15 protein-coding genes are annotated in these 15,082 nt (G+C 64.5%); 11 read left to right on the top strand and 4 right to left on the bottom strand.

The window, feature by feature from the left end; all coding sequences use genetic code 11:
• Window positions 1-93: 93 nt before the first annotated feature.
• On the top strand, window positions 94-2,424 hold the full coding sequence (locus tag QNM97_RS24415) for a transglycosylase domain-containing protein (RefSeq protein ID WP_283820703.1): 2,331 nt from the start codon (window positions 94-96) through the stop codon (window positions 2,422-2,424).
• Complete coding sequence (locus QNM97_RS24420; RefSeq protein ID WP_283820704.1) at window positions 2,417-4,024, top strand: glycosyltransferase family 87 protein; 1,608 nt, start codon at window positions 2,417-2,419, stop codon at window positions 4,022-4,024. The genes QNM97_RS24415 and QNM97_RS24420 overlap by 8 nt, the downstream gene beginning before the upstream one ends.
• On the opposite strand, the gene QNM97_RS24425 is transcribed toward QNM97_RS24420, so the two are convergent.
• The 3 genes from QNM97_RS24425 to QNM97_RS24435 all read right to left on the bottom strand — a co-directional run bounded on the left by QNM97_RS24425 (window position 4,021) and on the right by QNM97_RS24435 (window position 6,569).
• The gene (locus tag QNM97_RS24425; RefSeq protein ID WP_283820705.1) at window positions 4,021-4,602 is read right to left on the bottom strand and encodes a GNAT family N-acetyltransferase; all 582 of its coding nucleotides are present in this window, start codon (window positions 4,600-4,602) and stop codon (window positions 4,021-4,023) included. The two genes, QNM97_RS24420 and QNM97_RS24425, sit on opposite strands and share 4 nt — an antisense overlap.
• Window positions 4,599-6,050: a glycosyltransferase family protein gene (locus QNM97_RS24430; RefSeq protein ID WP_283820706.1), complete on the bottom strand. Its 1,452-nt coding sequence runs from the start codon at window positions 6,048-6,050 to the stop codon at window positions 4,599-4,601. Before QNM97_RS24430 ends, QNM97_RS24425 begins: the two co-directional genes overlap by 4 nt.
• 120 nt (window positions 6,051-6,170) lie before the next feature.
• Complete coding sequence (locus QNM97_RS24435; RefSeq protein WP_283820707.1) at window positions 6,171-6,569, bottom strand: VOC family protein; 399 nt, start codon at window positions 6,567-6,569, stop codon at window positions 6,171-6,173.
• A gap of 196 nt (window positions 6,570-6,765) precedes the next feature.
• Here QNM97_RS24435 and rpsF point away from each other — a divergent pair, with 196 nt between their 5' ends.
• The 4 genes from rpsF (at window position 6,766) to rplI (ending at window position 8,443) form a co-directional block, all read left to right on the top strand.
• The gene (gene rpsF / locus QNM97_RS24440; RefSeq protein ID WP_079931851.1) at window positions 6,766-7,047 is read left to right on the top strand and encodes a 30S ribosomal protein S6; all 282 of its coding nucleotides are present in this window, start codon (window positions 6,766-6,768) and stop codon (window positions 7,045-7,047) included.
• Window positions 7,048-7,158: 111 nt separating this feature from the next.
• Window positions 7,159-7,683, top strand: coding sequence for a single-stranded DNA-binding protein (locus QNM97_RS24445; protein WP_079931850.1), 525 nt, complete (start codon window positions 7,159-7,161; stop codon window positions 7,681-7,683).
• A 25-nt stretch (window positions 7,684-7,708) separates the two neighbouring features.
• Window positions 7,709-7,969 (top strand): 30S ribosomal protein S18, encoded by a 261-nt coding sequence (rpsR, locus tag QNM97_RS24450; RefSeq protein WP_006373162.1) that lies wholly within the window; start codon window positions 7,709-7,711, stop codon window positions 7,967-7,969.
• Between the two features lie 21 nt (window positions 7,970-7,990).
• Complete coding sequence (gene rplI / locus QNM97_RS24455) at window positions 7,991-8,443, top strand: 50S ribosomal protein L9 (RefSeq protein ID WP_208793321.1); 453 nt, start codon at window positions 7,991-7,993, stop codon at window positions 8,441-8,443.
• Between the two features lie 233 nt (window positions 8,444-8,676).
• Here the strand turns inward: rplI and QNM97_RS24460 are convergent, their stop codons facing one another.
• Complete coding sequence (locus QNM97_RS24460; RefSeq protein WP_283820708.1) at window positions 8,677-9,348, bottom strand: hypothetical protein; 672 nt, start codon at window positions 9,346-9,348, stop codon at window positions 8,677-8,679.
• Window positions 9,349-9,892: 544 nt separating this feature from the next.
• Between QNM97_RS24460 and dnaB the strand changes: the two genes are divergently transcribed.
• The 5 genes from dnaB (at window position 9,893) to QNM97_RS24485 (ending at window position 15,062) form a co-directional block, all read left to right on the top strand.
• Window positions 9,893-12,142 carry a replicative DNA helicase gene (dnaB, locus tag QNM97_RS24465; RefSeq protein ID WP_283820709.1) on the top strand — a complete coding sequence of 750 codons (2,250 nt, stop codon included), beginning with the start codon at window positions 9,893-9,895 and terminating at the stop codon, window positions 12,140-12,142.
• A 587-nt stretch (window positions 12,143-12,729) separates the two neighbouring features.
• Entirely contained in the window at window positions 12,730-13,449 is a 720-nt protein-coding gene (locus tag QNM97_RS24470) for an HNH endonuclease (RefSeq protein WP_283820710.1), read from the top strand.
• Window positions 13,446-13,739, top strand: a complete 294-nt coding sequence (locus QNM97_RS24475) for a hypothetical protein (RefSeq protein WP_283820711.1) — start codon at window positions 13,446-13,448, stop codon at window positions 13,737-13,739. The genes QNM97_RS24470 and QNM97_RS24475 overlap by 4 nt, the downstream gene beginning before the upstream one ends.
• Window positions 13,740-13,935: 196 nt before the next feature.
• Entirely contained in the window at window positions 13,936-14,757 is an 822-nt protein-coding gene (locus tag QNM97_RS24480; protein ID WP_283820712.1) for a hypothetical protein, read from the top strand.
• Between the two features lie 59 nt (window positions 14,758-14,816).
• Entirely contained in the window at window positions 14,817-15,062 is a 246-nt protein-coding gene (locus tag QNM97_RS24485; RefSeq protein ID WP_283820713.1) for a hypothetical protein, read from the top strand.
• Window positions 15,063-15,082 lie beyond the last annotated feature (20 nt).

The raw sequence follows: 15,082 nt of genomic DNA on the forward strand, positions 1-15,082 counted from the left end.
GCGGCAAACATGCCGACAGGCGGCAGTCATGCCGACAAGTAGTGTGAGGAACGTCGAGCCGATGGTGTATGCGGTTCCTTGGGAGGTCCGACGATGAGCGAGTCACGCGATACGACATCGCGACGCACCACATCCACCGACTCCACGACCGGTCAGGACCCGAAACGTTCGAGGTTCCGGCTGATCGCGTGGATCATGGGTGCGCTCGGTCTGATCGTCCCGGTTGTCGCGTTGGTTGCGATCGTGGGTTTCCTGATCGCTTACGCCACGGTCACCGTGCCGCGCCCCGGCGACATCAAGCAGAACCAGGTCGCCACGATCGTCGATACCAAGGGCAACACCCTGGCCAAGATCGTGCGGCCGGAGGGCAACCGCACCGACGTCAGTATCAACGACATTCCCAAGTCAATGCAGGACGCCGTCATCGCCGCCGAGGACCGCGAGTTCCGCACCAACGACGGTTTCTCCATCCGAGGGCTGTCTCGCGCGGTGTGGGGTCGCATCACCGACAACGATCTCGCGGGCGGTGGGTCGACCATCACCCAGCAATACGTGAAGAACGCCCTGGTCGGCGATGAACACAGCTACCAGCGCAAGCTGCGTGAGCTGGTGATCGCGACCAAGATGTCGAGCGAGTGGTCCAAGGACGACATCATGGCGGCCTACCTCAACACCATCTACTTCGGTCGGGGTGCCTACGGTGTCGCGGCCGCGGCGCAGGCGTACTTCCGCAAGGACGTCAAGGATCTGACGCCGGCCGAGTCGGCGGTGCTTGCTGCGACGATCCGCTCACCCTCCTATTACGACCCGGCGGTCCATCAGGAGGCGGCGACGGCTCGATGGAACTACGTGCTCGACGGCATGGTGCAGATCGGTTCGATCACCCAGGCCGACCGAGCGGCGATCCGCTATCCGAAGGTCGCGCCGCCGCCCGAGGCGACCGGCGAGACCGTCGGCCCCAATGGCCTCATCGAGCGGCAGGTGCTCGCCGAAGTCGAAGATCTCGGCATCTCCGAGCAGCAGGTCTATACCGAGGGTCTAAAGATCACCACCACGATCGATCCGCAGGTGCAGAACGGCCTCGTGCAAGCGGCATGCCGCGACAACGACATCTACAAGTGTCCCAACGGGATTCTCGTCGGCGAGCCGGCGCAGATCCGCGACGCCGCCGTGTCGATCGATCCCCGGACCGGTGGAGTCGCCGGCTACTACGGCGGCGACGACGCCCAAGGCTGGGACTACGCGCAGGCGGGGCTGCAGACCGGATCGTCGTTCAAGGTGTTCGCCCTCGCTGCGGCGCTCGAGCAGGACATCCCGTTGTCGAAGGTGTACAGCTCGGCGCCGTACACGACATCCAGTGGCCTGACCGTCGAGAACTCCGACGGTGAGAGCTGCGGCTCGTGCAATCTCGCGACGGCTATGAAGATGTCTCTGAACACCGTGTACTACCGGTTGATGATGGACCTCAAGAACCAGGCGCAGGACGTGGCCGATGCCGCGCATGCCGCCGGCGTCGCGGAGTCCTTCGGCGACATCGCGCACACGCTGCAGGAATCCAACGGCAGCGTGCAGGGCGGCGTGGTGCTCGGGCAGTACCCGTCCCGCGTCATCGACATGGCCTCGGCGTACGCGACCTTCGCCGCATCCGGTATCTACCGTGCGCCGCACTTCGTGCAGAAGGTGGAGACCTCCACCGGCGACGTGCTCTACGAGCGTCAGCCCGACCCGGGCAAGCGGGTGTTCCCGGCCAAGGTCGCCGACAACGTGACCGCGGCGCTCGAGCCGATCGCGGCGTATTCGAACAACAACAACCTCTACGACGACGAGCTGGGATCGCGTCCGTCGGCCGCCAAGACCGGCACCGCGCAGCTGGGTAACACCGGCCAGAACAAGGACGCGTGGATGGTCGGCTACACCCCGCAGCTCTCGACCGCGGTGTGGGTGGGTACCGACAAGGGCACCGCCTTGGTCAACGCCAGTGGGTCGATGGTCTACGGCAGCGGTCTGTCGGCACAGATCTGGAAGCGCGGCATGGACGACGCGCTCGAGGGCCAACCCATCGAGCAGTTCCCCGAACCCGCAGCGGTCGGTGGCCAGGCCGGCGTCCCGTACGAGCCGCCCCCCACCTCATACAACAACTATCCCTCGACACGGCCCGACCGGACACCGACCCCGGAGTACCCGGGTGGAGGCGCGATCACCATCGCACCCGGCATCACCATCCCGATTCCTGGTGGTCCAGAGCGCGGTGACGGCGGAAACAACGGCGGCAACGGGAACGGCGGCACGGGTAACGGCGGCGGCACCGGCAACGGCGGTCCTGGCGGCGGCACCGGGAACGGCGGTCCTGGTGGCGGTACCGGGAACGGTGGAACCGGCGGCGGCACCGGCGACGAAGGAGCGGTCCCTGCGCCCGGTGGCTGACGGGACTCCGCCGCCGACCGACGAGGTCGCCGATGACAGTCCCGCGCCGCTGGCCGCCGATCTTCGTACCGACACGCGTCGGCTGATGCCGAGTCACCATGATCCGGTGGTCGCCGAGGCCTCTCGGGTCGTCGGTGGTCCCCTCGGTGCGCACGCAGCGGTGGGACGCAGCCGTCATTGGACGCCGATCCGGGTGCTGTTCCTGCTCGCGTTGTGCACGTTGGCGCTGAGCTGGTTCGGCAAGGCCGGCTGCTTACAGCAGGAAGTGGTGGTGAACCCGGGCCAGGGACAGCCCGCGGTGAAACTCGACCGCGACGATCAGCGCCAATTCACTGACCTCTGCTACTCCGACGTCATCTCGCTCTTCGGTGCCGAACAGCTCGACAGGGGCGAATTCCCGTACAAGACCTTCTGGTTCGAGAAGAACGGTGACGGCCAGGAGATCAAGCGGTACATGGAGTATCCGGTGATCACCGGGATGTACATGTATGCCACGGCCTGGCTGGGGCGTGAATGGGCGTCGGCGTCGGACCGCTGGGGTCTCCCGGGTGCGTTGCCGGCGGTGCTCTATTTCGACCTTGCCGCACTGGGTTTGGCGCTGTTCTGGCTCGTCACCGTCTGGGCCACCGCGCTGACCGCACGGACGCGCATCTGGGCGGCCTGGCTCGCGGCCCTGTCGCCGCTGGTGATCGTGCACGCTTTCACCAACTTCGACGCCATCGCCACCGCCGCCCTGGCCGTGGCACTGCTGTGCTGGGCGCGTAAGAAGCCTTGGCTCGCAGGCATGTTCATCGGTCTGGGGACCGCCGCCAAGTTCTATCCGCTGCTGGTGCTGGTGGTGCTGTTCTTCCTGTGCCTGCGGTCGGGCAAGCTGCGCGACTGGTGCGCGGCGGCCGCGGCGGCGGTGATCGCGTGGACCGCGGTGAACCTGCCGATCCTCATCCTGTATCCACACGGGTGGTACGAGTTCTTCCGGCTCAACTCCGACCGCGGCGCCGACGCCGACACCTTGCTGCGTCTTGCCGCCAAGGCGGTCGGAGTCACGTGGAGAGTCGACGTCCTCAACATCGTCTCGTTGGGGCTGATGATCCTCGTCGTCCTGGGCATCGGATGGTTGTGTATGGCCGCGCCGCGCCGACCGCGAGTCGCGCAGGTCGCCTTCCTGATCGTTGCCGGGTTCCTACTCGTCAACAAGGTGTGGAGCCCGCAGTACTCGCTGTGGCTGGTGCCGCTGGCGGTGCTGGCCATCCCGCACACGCGTCTGCTGCTCGCGTGGATGACCATCGATGCCCTCGTGTGGATTCCGCGGATGTCGCTGTTCATCGATCCCAGCCGAAAGTGGTTGCCGCAGGAGTGGTTCACCACGATCATCGTGATCCGTGCACTGTTCGTGATCGCGCTCTGCATCATCGTCATCTGGCAGATCCTGCGGCCCGAGAACGACCTGATGCGCCGCGACAACGAGGGCAACGAACTCGACGACCCGGCGGGTGGGGTGCTCGACGGTGCGGCGGATCGGCTGTCGTGGGGGCGGGCGCGACGCACCCAGAGGGCTGGGGCCGAGGAGACCGTGATCGAGGAGGCCGGGGCGTACCCCTAGCCCCGAATCCGTTCCCGCAGCGCGGCTTTCGCGGCCGGCCAATCCTCGTCGATCATCGCGAACTGCGCGGTGGTGCGCCAGCCGTCACCGAAGCGTCGGTGTTTGCGGAGCAGCCCCTCGAAGGTGGCGCCCAATTTGGCGATGGCAGCCCGGGATTGGGTGTTGCTCTCGTGGGTGTGCCAGACCAGCCGGACGGCGCCGCACTGCTCGAAGGCGTGGTGCATCAACAGGTATTTGGCGGTCGGGTTCACCGCGGTGCCCTGGACGTCCTCGGCGTAGAACGTGTAGCCGATGGCAACCGACAGGTTGGCCGGGTCGATGTCGTAGAAACTCGTGGAGCCGACGAGCCGGCCGTCGGTGTTGTCGATGACGGCGAAGGCCACGCGGCGCTGCGGATCGGCGAGCGCCGCCGAGATCCATCCGGCCGCGGAGTCGGCGTCGGTCGGGACACCGGGCACCCAACGGAATCGGGCCGGATCGCCGACGACCCGTCCGAGTGCGTCGGCGTCGTCGATGGTGAACGGCCGCAACGTCACCCGGTCCCCGACGAGCGGGCCGGTGCCGAGCCAGTCGCTCATGCCCCGGCGGGCACGCGCTGCCCGGGTGGTGCGTCGTCGGGTTCGGACGGGGCCGCGTCGGTGGGGTCTGCACGTCGGCCGATCGAGGCGAGGGGTTCGCGCAGCCCGGCGCTGACGAAGGCGCCGATGAGATAGACGAGCAGCACCGCGTGGACCCACACGCCGACGTTGACGCCGGTCATCACCCACCACTTCATCGGCTCGCCCGACACGTAGATGCCGAACAACCGGAAGATGGTGGTGTCGAGGATGAAATCGGCGATCAGATACGCCACGATGACCGGCCAGCGCACCCGCAGCAGCACGAAGAACGGCAGAATCCACAGCGTGTACTGCGGCGAATGCACCTTGTGGAACACCATGAATCCGGCGAGCATCGCCGCGCTGACGCCGATCCACGGGTAGAGCCCGGTCCGGTTGTACTGCCGCCAACCGAAATACACCGCGACGACGAAGGCGCACACGATCAGCGTCGGCGAGAGTACGCCGACGATCGAGTTGTAAGTGCCGTTCTGGCCGTCGGTGAGATGGCGCAGACCCCAGTACCAGATGGAGTTGGTGTCCACGTCGGCGCGACGTTTGCCCTGGAAGGTCAGTGCCGCGCGCCACCCGTCGTAGCCCAGCACCATGAAGGGCAACTGGATGACGACGACGGTGAGCGCAGCCGTGACGGCCACCCACGCGGCGCCGACCCAGTCGAGTGCGCGGCGCCCGCCGGCTCCGCCGGTCAGCACGTAGATCGCCAGGGGCAGCACGAAGAATCCGGGGTAGAGCTTCAGGCAGAAGCCGATGGCCAGCAGGATCGACGCGAGAATTGCGCTGGTACGCAAACTCATTCGTCGTTCGCCCGTCGACGGCTTGATGCTCGCCCCCCACGCCATGACGGCGACGGCACCGACAGCAGTCGCCACCACCGGCAGCTCCCAATTGTGGAAGGCGTAGAGGATCAGCGGCGGGGTCATCGCCCACCACAACACATTCCAGCGGGTGAGCACGGCGAGCATCGCGGTGATCACCACCCCGAACGGCGCGAGCAGCGCCGCCGAATGGCGGAAGAAGTCGACGTCGGTGTGCGCGCCGATCGCACCGAGCCACATCAGGATTCCCGAGAGCACCGGGTACTCGACCGAACCACCGAAGAGTTGGCCGTTGGCGCCGATACCGCCGTGGATGTACGGAAAGACGTGGTTGTTGATGTCGCGGCCCACCCACAGGTACGCCAGATCCGAATAGCAGGGGATGATCGCGTGCGGATCGCCGACCGGCCACTTGTGGCTGCGCCCGTCCGGGAAGAACGGTGGACCGACGCACTTGATCTTGACCTCATAGCTCCAATACATGAACAACAAGGTCAACAACAGGGACACGGTCAGGATCAGGATCAGATCCCCGCGACGCGACAGGGTGACGCGCCCGTAGCGGAACGTCGTGCTCAGGCGGTCGGACATGCGCTACAGGGTAAGCGGAACGCCCCGCGCACCATGAAATCGACCGGCGAACGGTGACCTGGCTCACCCCCAATCCCGGCGGACCGGTCAGCCGGGATCGGGGCCGCTTTCGATGCGAGGTCAGTCTCGGTCGGAGAGAGGCGCGTAGAAGTTCACGAGGTTTCCGTCGGGATCGCGCAGGAGCAACGAGCGATTGCCCCACGGCATATCGGCGGGGCCGTCATTGACGAATCCGTCGCCGACGTCGGTCAGATGCCCGCTGGTGAGACGTCGGTGCACCTCGTCGACATCGCCGACGAGGAAATCGAGGATCACCGAGCGGTTCGACGCGGCGGTGAGTACGTCGTCGCCCATTGCCTTGATGGTCGTCGACGACGCGATGGCCAGGGTGCCGTAATCGGTGGTGAACTCGGCGAACAACGGGTGCAGACGGTTCGCGCGCAAGCCGGTGACCGTCTCGTAAAAGCCGACCAGACCGTCGACGTCGTCGGTGAGGATGCGGGTGGCTGCGAAGTACATGAGGGTGCGCCCTTTCTCGGATGTGATGCCGCCAGCGTGCAGCCAATAGCGGCCAGGTCGTGTCCGCGATCGGCTGTGGAACGCGATTTCGCTGGTCAGGGGTACCTCGTGTATCTTGGAACGGTTGCCGACGCAGGCGACCCTCCTGCCACGGACAGTCCGTGGCCGATGAGCCCATAGGAGGTGATGTGGTCACATGCGTCATTACGAATTGATGGTCATCCTCGACCCGAGTCTCGACGAGCGCACCGTTGCTCCGTCCCTGGACACGTTCCTGAACGTGGTCCGCAAGGACGGCGGCAAGGTCGACAACGTCGACATCTGGGGCAAGCGCCGTCTCGCATACGAGATCGCCAAGCACAGTGAGGGCATCTACGCCGTCATCGACCTGAACGCCGAGCCGGGCACCGTCAGCGAGCTGGATCGTCAGCTGAAGCTGAACGAGTCGGTGCTCCGCACCAAGGTTCTCCGGAAGTAGTACACAGGCTTTCTCCGATGTCCCGAGATAGTCGGTACCGGACCCTAGGGTGAATCACTAGTCCGGTGCACATCGACCATCGAGTGCCCAACCACGACCAAGGGGAGACACATGGCAGGCGAAACCGTCATCACCGTTGTAGGCAATCTGACTGCTGAGCCCGAACTGCGGTTCACCCCCTCGGGTGCCGCGGTCGCCAGCTTCACGGTGGCCTCCACCCCGCGCACCTTCGATCGTCAGTCCAATGAATGGAAAGACGGCGAGGCACTGTTCCTACGGTGCAGTATCTGGCGCGAAGCTGCGGAGAACGTGACCGAGAGCCTGACCAAGGGCACCCGCGTCATCGTGCAGGGTCGTCTCAAGCAGCGTTCCTACGAAACCCGCGAGGGTGAGAAGCGCACGGTTGTGGAACTCGATGTCGAAGAGATCGGTCCCTCGCTGAAATTCGCCACCGCATCGGTCAATCGCGCCTCGCGCGGCGGATCGTCCGGCGGCGGAAACTTCGGTTCGTCCGGCGGTGGCGCAAGCCGCGGCGGCGGATCGAGCCAGTCCGCACCCGAGGATCCGTGGGGCAGCGCCCCTGCGAGCGGCTCCTCGTTCGGTGGCGGCGGCGGGGACGACGAACCACCTTTCTAAGAAACATTTTTGACTGGAGCATCACATGGCTAAGCAAAAGAGCAGCCGGAAGGTGCGCGTCGAAAAGGTCACCAAGACCAAGGCGTGCTCCTTCTGCAAGGACAAGAACACCAGCACCATCGACTACAAGGACACCGCGCTGCTGCGCCGCTTCCTGTCCGACCGCGGCAAGATCCGTTCGCGTCGCGTGACCGGCAACTGCGTCCAGCACCAGCGCGACGTCGCTGTGGCCGTCAAGAACTCGCGTGAGGTGGCGCTTCTGCCGTTCACCTCGACCAGCCGATAAGCCGAAGGGAGAGAACACGATATGAAGCTCATCCTGACTGCTGCCGTGGAAAACCTCGGTGAAGCCGGCGATTCCGTCGAGGTCAAGGACGGCTACGGCCGTAACTACCTGTTGCCCCGCGGTCTGGCCATCAAGGCCACCCGTGGCGCCGAGAAGCAGGTCGAGACCATCCGTCGGGCGCAGGCCGCCCGCGAGGTCCGCGGCCTCGAGCACGCCAACGAGCTCAAGCAGGCACTCGAGAACCTCTCCGAGGTCTCGCTGTCGGTGAAGACCCACGACTCGGGCAAGCTGTTCGGTTCGGTCACCGCCGCCGACATCGCCGGTGCCATCCGCTCGGCCGGCGGCCCCGTCGTCGACAAGCGCAACGTGGAGCTGCCCAAGGGCCACATCAAGGCCACCGGCAGCTTCCCGATCGTGGTGAACCTGCACCCCGACGTCGCCGCGACCGTGTCGCTGGCCGTCGTCGCCGGCTGATCAGGCTCGCACGCAACAACTTTCGGCCCGCCGATCACGCACATGCGTGGTCGGCGGGTCGAAGTGTATTTCATCGATGGTCGTTCTCTGATCGTTGGACGACTTTCGATCGATGGTCGTTTCTGATCGTTGGACGGTTTTCGATCGGTGGTCGTTTCTGATCGATGGTCGAGGTGCGAGGCGCCCCAGGCGCCGAGCCTCGAGACCGCGTAACCCTTACGCTGCAACGCACCTCACGCCGGCGCCACAGGCGCCGCCGGCAGTTGACTCGAACCCCGAAGCACCGCAGGGAGATACTGCGGCGCCGGATTGCCGTCGTGTGCCTGATCCCATGCGGGATAGAAGAACTTGTGCCATCCGGTCGCGAAGATCAGTGCGCGAGAACCGGTTCGGCAGGCCACCTCGTTCGGCGCAGGCACCGTACAGGTAACCCCTGCAATCGTCACCCGCTGCCCGACGTGCAGGATGGGCGGGCGGAACCCGGTCGTGGAGCCGAATCGATAGGTCGGCGCGAACGGCCAGTTGGTGCGCACCCAGAACGGCCCCTGCTGATCGCCGGCAATGGTCGCGCCGAGTGTCCGTGATGTCGGGGTGTCTGCGGGCGCGGTGGCCGGGCTGCCCGTACAACCGACGTAGCGGTACTGCGGGCCGATCTGGCACATGTAGCGGCCGGTGGTGAAGAACGACCGCCCGTTGTCCTCGTAGGCCAGCGAGCGGAACGCGTCGGGGTTCACCGGGGTGTAGCGGCTCAGGTCGAATTCTGCGGGCAATGGGGGCGGCGGAGCGGCCGACGCATCCGATGCCAGCATGGCGGGCGCGACGACGGCCATGGCCGCGGCAACGCCGACCGTGGCGAGCGCGCGCGAGAACGTACCGAACGTGCGAATCCTGGACACGGGCTTCATTGCATCACAGTCGTGCGGAGGCGGGAGAGTTTTTGATCCTCGTCGTGGCCGACGCCCCGCTCCGAGCGGTTCGAGAGCGTCCCAACGCGGTGTCATCGCGGGCTCACGGACTGTTCACGAGGTGGTAAACGCCCAGTGGTTGCCGTCACACGCAACACGCCCGACCGCCACATTCAAGCGACACGCCGAGGAAGTAAAGAACTCGGCTCTGTGGAATTCGTGCACATAGCCTGAACTGCAGCGATGGGACAAATCGCGTCAGCATTCCCCATCTTGTCCACAGGCCGTCGCCAGCGACCCACAGGCCGGACGCGAAGCGTCCACAATTGGTGCACAGCTCGGTCCACAGGCGCGTTTGAACGTGCGTCGGTCTCCTCCTAGGGTCACCTCTCAGGGTGAATCGGCACCGGTGTCGGCGACGTGATCGCGGGTTCTGTCGGTGGCCGCGGGTATTGAGTACATCGGGTACTGAGTACGTCAGAGATAGCAGGGGTGGATCCGCGTTGCGGATCTGCCGTGATCGGCGCGAGAGGTTGGGGCATCGGTGGCGGTTGTCGATGATCGCGGGCACGGCGCCCGGCGTGATTCCGGACGTGGGGGGTCCGGGGGCTTCGACGACGAACCGCCGATCCCGACCGAGGAGTTCGGCCGCCAACCACCGCAGGACATGGCTGCCGAGCAATCGGTCCTCGGCGGCATGCTGTTGTCCAAGGACGCCATCGCCGACGTCGTCGAGAAGATCCGGCCGGCCGATTTCTACCGGCCCGCACATCAGGCTGTCTACGACGCCATCCTGGAGCTCTACGGCAAGGGTGAGCCTGCCGACGCCGTGACCGTCTCTGCCGAGCTGGAACGTGCCGGAGAGCTGCGCCGCGTGGGCGGTGCACCCTATCTGCACACCCTCATCTCCACGGTGCCCACAGCCGCGAACGCCGGCTACTACGCCGAGATCGTCGCCGAGAAGGCCATCCTGCGGCGACTGGTGGAGGCCGGGACCCGCATCGTGCAGTTCGGCTACTCCGGAGCCGACGGCCAGGACGTCGCCGAGGTCGTCGACCGCGCGCAGGCCGAGGTGTACGAGGTCACCGAGCGCCGCACCGCCGAGGACTACGTCCCCCTCGAGGAACTCCTGCAGCCCACGATGGACGAGATCGACTCGATCGCCTCACGAGGCGGGCTGTCACTCGGTGTGCCAACGGGTTTCGCCGATCTCGACAAGCTCACCAACGGACTGCATCCGGGGCAGATGATCATCGTGGCCGCACGTCCGGGTGTTGGCAAGGCGCTGTCGCTGGACACGCCGCTACCGACGCCCACGGGCTGGACCACGATGGGCCGCGTCGCCATCGGCGACAAACTGCTCGACGCCCACGGCCGCCCCACCACTGTCGTGGCCGCGACCGATGTCATGACCGAACGGCCCTGCTATGAGGTCGAGTTCGCCGACGGTAACAGCATCCTCGCCGACGCCTGGCACGAGTGGGCCATCGAGGTCGACGGCAGCAGTCAGGTCGTCACCACCGAGGGCATGTGTGCCCACGTCGGCAGCGCGTTCATCCGCAACACCAAGCCACTTGAACTGCCGCGCAAGCGATTTGCTTACGGGCCGTACACGGTCGCCGCGTTGGCCGGTATGGCTTTCGATGATCCCGAGATCGGGATGCGCATCGACGCCGAGGGGCCCGTCGACGTGATGACGTTGATGGCCGACCTCGGCGGGCGCATCCCCTACGAGTACTTGCGCGGGTCCATCGCTCAGCGCCGCGCCCTGCTCGCGGGTTTGCTGGACGCACGCGCGACCGTCGACGACGACGGCTGGATCACGGTGCCCGCCGCCACCCGGCACATGACCGCCGTGGTGGCCGACCTCGTCGCCGGGCTCGGCTACACCTACCGCCGTTCGGCCACCGGGTGGCTGCGCGTCGACGCCGACGACGACGTGTTCACCGTTCACCACAAAGCGTTGCGGCACAAGGAACTTCGAGGGCCGGCAGGCGTGCGGCGCATCGTTGCGGTGCGTCCCGTCGACAGCGTCCCGGTGCGGTGCGTGCAGGTCGACAACGATGATCACCTGTTCCTCGCGGGCGAGGCGATGGTACCCACCCACAATTCGACGCTCGCGATGGACTTCCTACGGTCGTGCTCGATTCACCACCACATGACCGGCGCCATGTTCTCCCTGGAAATGAGCAAGGTCGAGATCGTCATGCGACTACTCTCGGCCGAGGCCAAGGTGAAACTCGGTGACATGCGCGGCGGTTCCATGACCGACGACGACTGGACCCGCCTGGCCCGACGCATGGGTGAGATCTCCGAGGCGCCGCTGTTCATTGATGACTCACCCAACCTCACCATGATGGAGATCCGCGCCAAAGCCCGACGGCTCAAACAGCGCAACGACCTCAAACTCGTTGTGGTGGACTACATGCAGCTGATGACCTCCGGTAAGAAGGTCGAGTCACGTCAGCAAGAGGTCTCGGAGTTCTCCCGTCAATTGAAGCTTCTCGCAAAGGAACTCGAGGTTCCGGTGGTCGCGATCAGCCAGCTGAACCGTGGTCCCGAGCAGCGAACCGACAAGAAGCCGCAGGTGTCGGATCTGCGCGAATCGGGTTCACTGGAACAAGATGCGGACATGGTTATCCTGCTTCATCGGCCCGACGCATTCGAGCGCGACGACCCCCGCGCTGGTGAGGCCGACATCATCGTCGGTAAGCACCGCAATGGTCCAACCGCCACGATTACTGTTGCGCACCAACTACATTTGAGCCGGTTCGTGGATATGGCGAGGGGCTGACAACTGCCTGTAGGTTCTCTGTAGGTTCCGGCGAAAGTTGTCGGTTTCCGGACTCGGTGTCGGCGTCATTGTCGGCCAAATCGGTTATTCCGGGCTTCGATGTCGGCTGATGTTTTCTGGTTCCGGGCACAATGTCGGATTCCGCCAATGCTGTCGTACCGATTCCGGAGATGGTGTCGTGTTCCGGGTTGTATGTCGGTCACCTGGAATAGTTGATCGTCGGACAGTCCGAAAACGTCGATCCAGGGCTCCGCGTCTGCACTCGGTGCCGTAGTAGGCACGATGCGATCTGCCCGTACGAGCAGAGTTGGTCCTCGGATCCTACCTAGTTCGCTATTGGCCGGTGGCGCCGGAGCCATCTCGTCGAGTGCGCTGAGCCCGTTGAGAGTTCGGGGATACCCGATGATGGGGGGTGGCTGGATTCATGAGGCCCAGGCTCGTTATCTACACGGCGGCTTGAACCCTTGGATTCCTCGTTGACTCCGGCCGTGGCACTCCGCCCCAAGGTAAATTGGCTGTGTGCTGCCACACACGCTGGTCACGTCCCGCACCGTGACGGGCGCTCGCCGCCCGGATGCCGCCCGCCTATGAACCCAATCGACGCCAGGTACTCGAACACCTCCAGCGACCACAACCGACTCCTGCTGCTCGCCCTCACCGAAGCATGGGGCAGCAAGTGCTACTGGTGTCGCACGCCAAAGCTGTTTCGTGAGTTGCAGATCGACCATATCGTTCCCAGGCGACCGCGCGAGGCTGCCACAACTGTGTTCGACCTCGACGCGGTGGAAAACCTTGCCCCGATCTGCGGGCCCTGCAATCAGGAAAAGGCCAATGAGGTGTACCAGCACGCGCCGCGCGTCGAATCGCAACTCAAACGCGCGAGGAGTAGAGCGGAGACAGTTCAGCGCAACCTCGACCGGTTCCGTCGAGACACCCACATCACTAAGGTTCTCCTTGCAATCACCGCGGCTGACGTAGCCGACGAGGCTGCGGCGGGTGCGATCAAGGCCCTTGGCCGCGTCGTCCTTAACGTCCTGCGCAGTCGATTTCCAGACCTACTAGATGCCTCATATGTCGAGGACTATACAACCCACCACCCCCCGATCGAGTACGAAGGACGCACCTATCAGCGAACCGACGGTGTATCGGTCGTCGAACTGGACGGGAGGTCTCGCCGCGTGGCCGTCGTTCTCGAGGACGTTTTCGGCTTGTCCCTCCGATACGCGCTTGACACAGTGCGTGAAGAGGTTCGCGGCGACATTGATGGGTGCGCGGACGTGATCACGACTACCTCGACATATGCATGAATAGCACACCGAGCCGTCACCCGATTGGTGTCTATTTCCACGAATTGCGATACGCGAACGGTCAAATTGAGATTGACGGCGAGATTGACGGCACATTCACCGCTGATGTCGACGAGGAGGACCCCGACCCCGAGCGTTGGACGCGTAGCCGCGGTGCCGAATTCGACCATAGCGGGGCGTTTACCGCGACATTTGCCGAAGTAGGGCTCACAGACATAGGCATGAGTATCAGCGACCCAAGCGAGAGTTGGTGGCGCACAACACTCCATTCCATGGAGCAAACGGATTGATCCCGACCCAGACAGGCGAGACCCATCGGCTTGGGAGTTGAAGATCCCCGACCCGTAGCGGCAACTGAACGCCGACCTGTTTGGCCTCTACACGTGTTGCGAAGTTTCGGTGAAGGCATGGATAGAAGCACCGGCACTGCAGTACCGGGAGTACCGGAGGTTCTGCCCAAGATAGGGAAAGGGAGCAGCTGCACTGATGGCACCACCGACGGAAGAGCTGGATCGAGGCCCACTAGGCCGCTTGACCGAAGCCGGGTTGGCGAAGGCAATGAGGCAGATGCGTGGCCTTCGCCGCGCCATCTTGTCCTACTGGTACGCGACCCTCGAAGACAGAACTGCGGCCCTCATTGAGGCAACGAGCGCATGTCTCGTTGTCAATATCCTCGACGAATCTGTCTTCGAGCTGGAGCTCGGCGAACCCTACAAGAAATTGCGTGAGCGTTCGCCCGGCGGTCGGGTAGTGACGGGGTTAGAACTTGTACGCAACTGTGAAGCGCATTCGCCAGTCACTTTTGACGACCTGTTGGTCCAGAACCGCGCCTATAGCGTCCCGATGAACGCTGGCGCCCAAGTTATGAGAGCGGTGTGGCACTGGGCGGACTACGCCAATCTTCCGACGGACTACGTCGGACTATGTGGGCCTGATTCCTCTGAGTTTCAGAAGAGGGCTCGCAAGGAGGCGCAGCACGGTTATCGCGATGGCGTTGCGGGTAGGTCGGTGGTCGAGACCCTGTTTGATGCTGAGCGCTTCTTCTTATCGCTCGAACCACGGCTGGCGGTAGCTCTGCGGCCCGCGCTAAGGCACTCATTCGCTGAAGTCCCAGAGGACGCGCTGACGGTTCTGCACCGCCCCTTGAAGGATTCGTTGGCGCCGTGCCGCTCCCAGATCTTTCGACTCACTGGGATGAACGGACGACGGCTTTGGCGCGGCCCGCCGATCGCTACGTCGAGAATCTTGAAAAGCGAAAAAACAAGGATGTTCCCGCAGGTGAGAAACGATTCGTTACCCACAGAATAGTGAGTGGCCAGGGTGTTGTCGGGTATTCTGGCGACGTTGAAACGGCTACAGGTGAGCGCATGGCCTGGGTCGAGCGTAGTGCTCAGATCGCCCGCGACATTCGAGCAGGCTACCAATACGTCGTCGCGCTTGGCGACGACGAGATTCTGGTAGCGGCCAGCGATAATCTTGTTCCATCGGCGTTTGTCGGTGGTCGCGACATGCTCATGGAGTTGGACGGCGCGCCGGACTCGCGAGGCTTGGAGCGTCTATACGCGGTGGAGGCATATCCTGACCTGTACGTTTCGATGAGGCGTGGGTTCTGACCGCATGGCGAGCGGCGGCC

The sequence above is a fragment of the Gordonia sp. L191 genome (genome assembly GCF_030077625.1).
In the GTDB taxonomy this organism is placed as follows: Bacteria; Actinomycetota; Actinomycetes; order Mycobacteriales; family Mycobacteriaceae; genus Gordonia; species Gordonia polyisoprenivorans_A.

Coding starts and splice junctions, on each gene's coding strand:
- QNM97_RS24435 (WP_283820707.1), bottom strand. CDS start 6,569: ATGTACTTCGCAGCCACCCGCATCCTCACCGACGACGTCGACGGTCTG.
- QNM97_RS24460 (WP_283820708.1), bottom strand. CDS start 9,348: ATGAAGCCCGTGTCCAGGATTCGCACGTTCGGTACGTTCTCGCGCGCG.
- rplI (WP_208793321.1), top strand. CDS start 7,991: ATGAAGCTCATCCTGACTGCTGCCGTGGAAAACCTCGGTGAAGCCGGC.
- QNM97_RS24445 (WP_079931850.1), top strand. CDS start 7,159: ATGGCAGGCGAAACCGTCATCACCGTTGTAGGCAATCTGACTGCTGAG.
- QNM97_RS24480 (WP_283820712.1), top strand. CDS start 13,936: ATGGCACCACCGACGGAAGAGCTGGATCGAGGCCCACTAGGCCGCTTG.
- rpsR (WP_006373162.1), top strand. CDS start 7,709: ATGGCTAAGCAAAAGAGCAGCCGGAAGGTGCGCGTCGAAAAGGTCACC.
- QNM97_RS24475 (WP_283820711.1), top strand. CDS start 13,446: ATGAATAGCACACCGAGCCGTCACCCGATTGGTGTCTATTTCCACGAA.
- QNM97_RS24425 (WP_283820705.1), bottom strand. CDS start 4,602: ATGAGCGACTGGCTCGGCACCGGCCCGCTCGTCGGGGACCGGGTGACG.
- QNM97_RS24470 (WP_283820710.1), top strand. CDS start 12,730: ATGAACCCAATCGACGCCAGGTACTCGAACACCTCCAGCGACCACAAC.
- QNM97_RS24415 (WP_283820703.1), top strand. CDS start 94: ATGAGCGAGTCACGCGATACGACATCGCGACGCACCACATCCACCGAC.
- rpsF (WP_079931851.1), top strand. CDS start 6,766: ATGCGTCATTACGAATTGATGGTCATCCTCGACCCGAGTCTCGACGAG.
- QNM97_RS24430 (WP_283820706.1), bottom strand. CDS start 6,050: ATGTCCGACCGCCTGAGCACGACGTTCCGCTACGGGCGCGTCACCCTG.
- QNM97_RS24485 (WP_283820713.1), top strand. CDS start 14,817: ATGGCCTGGGTCGAGCGTAGTGCTCAGATCGCCCGCGACATTCGAGCA.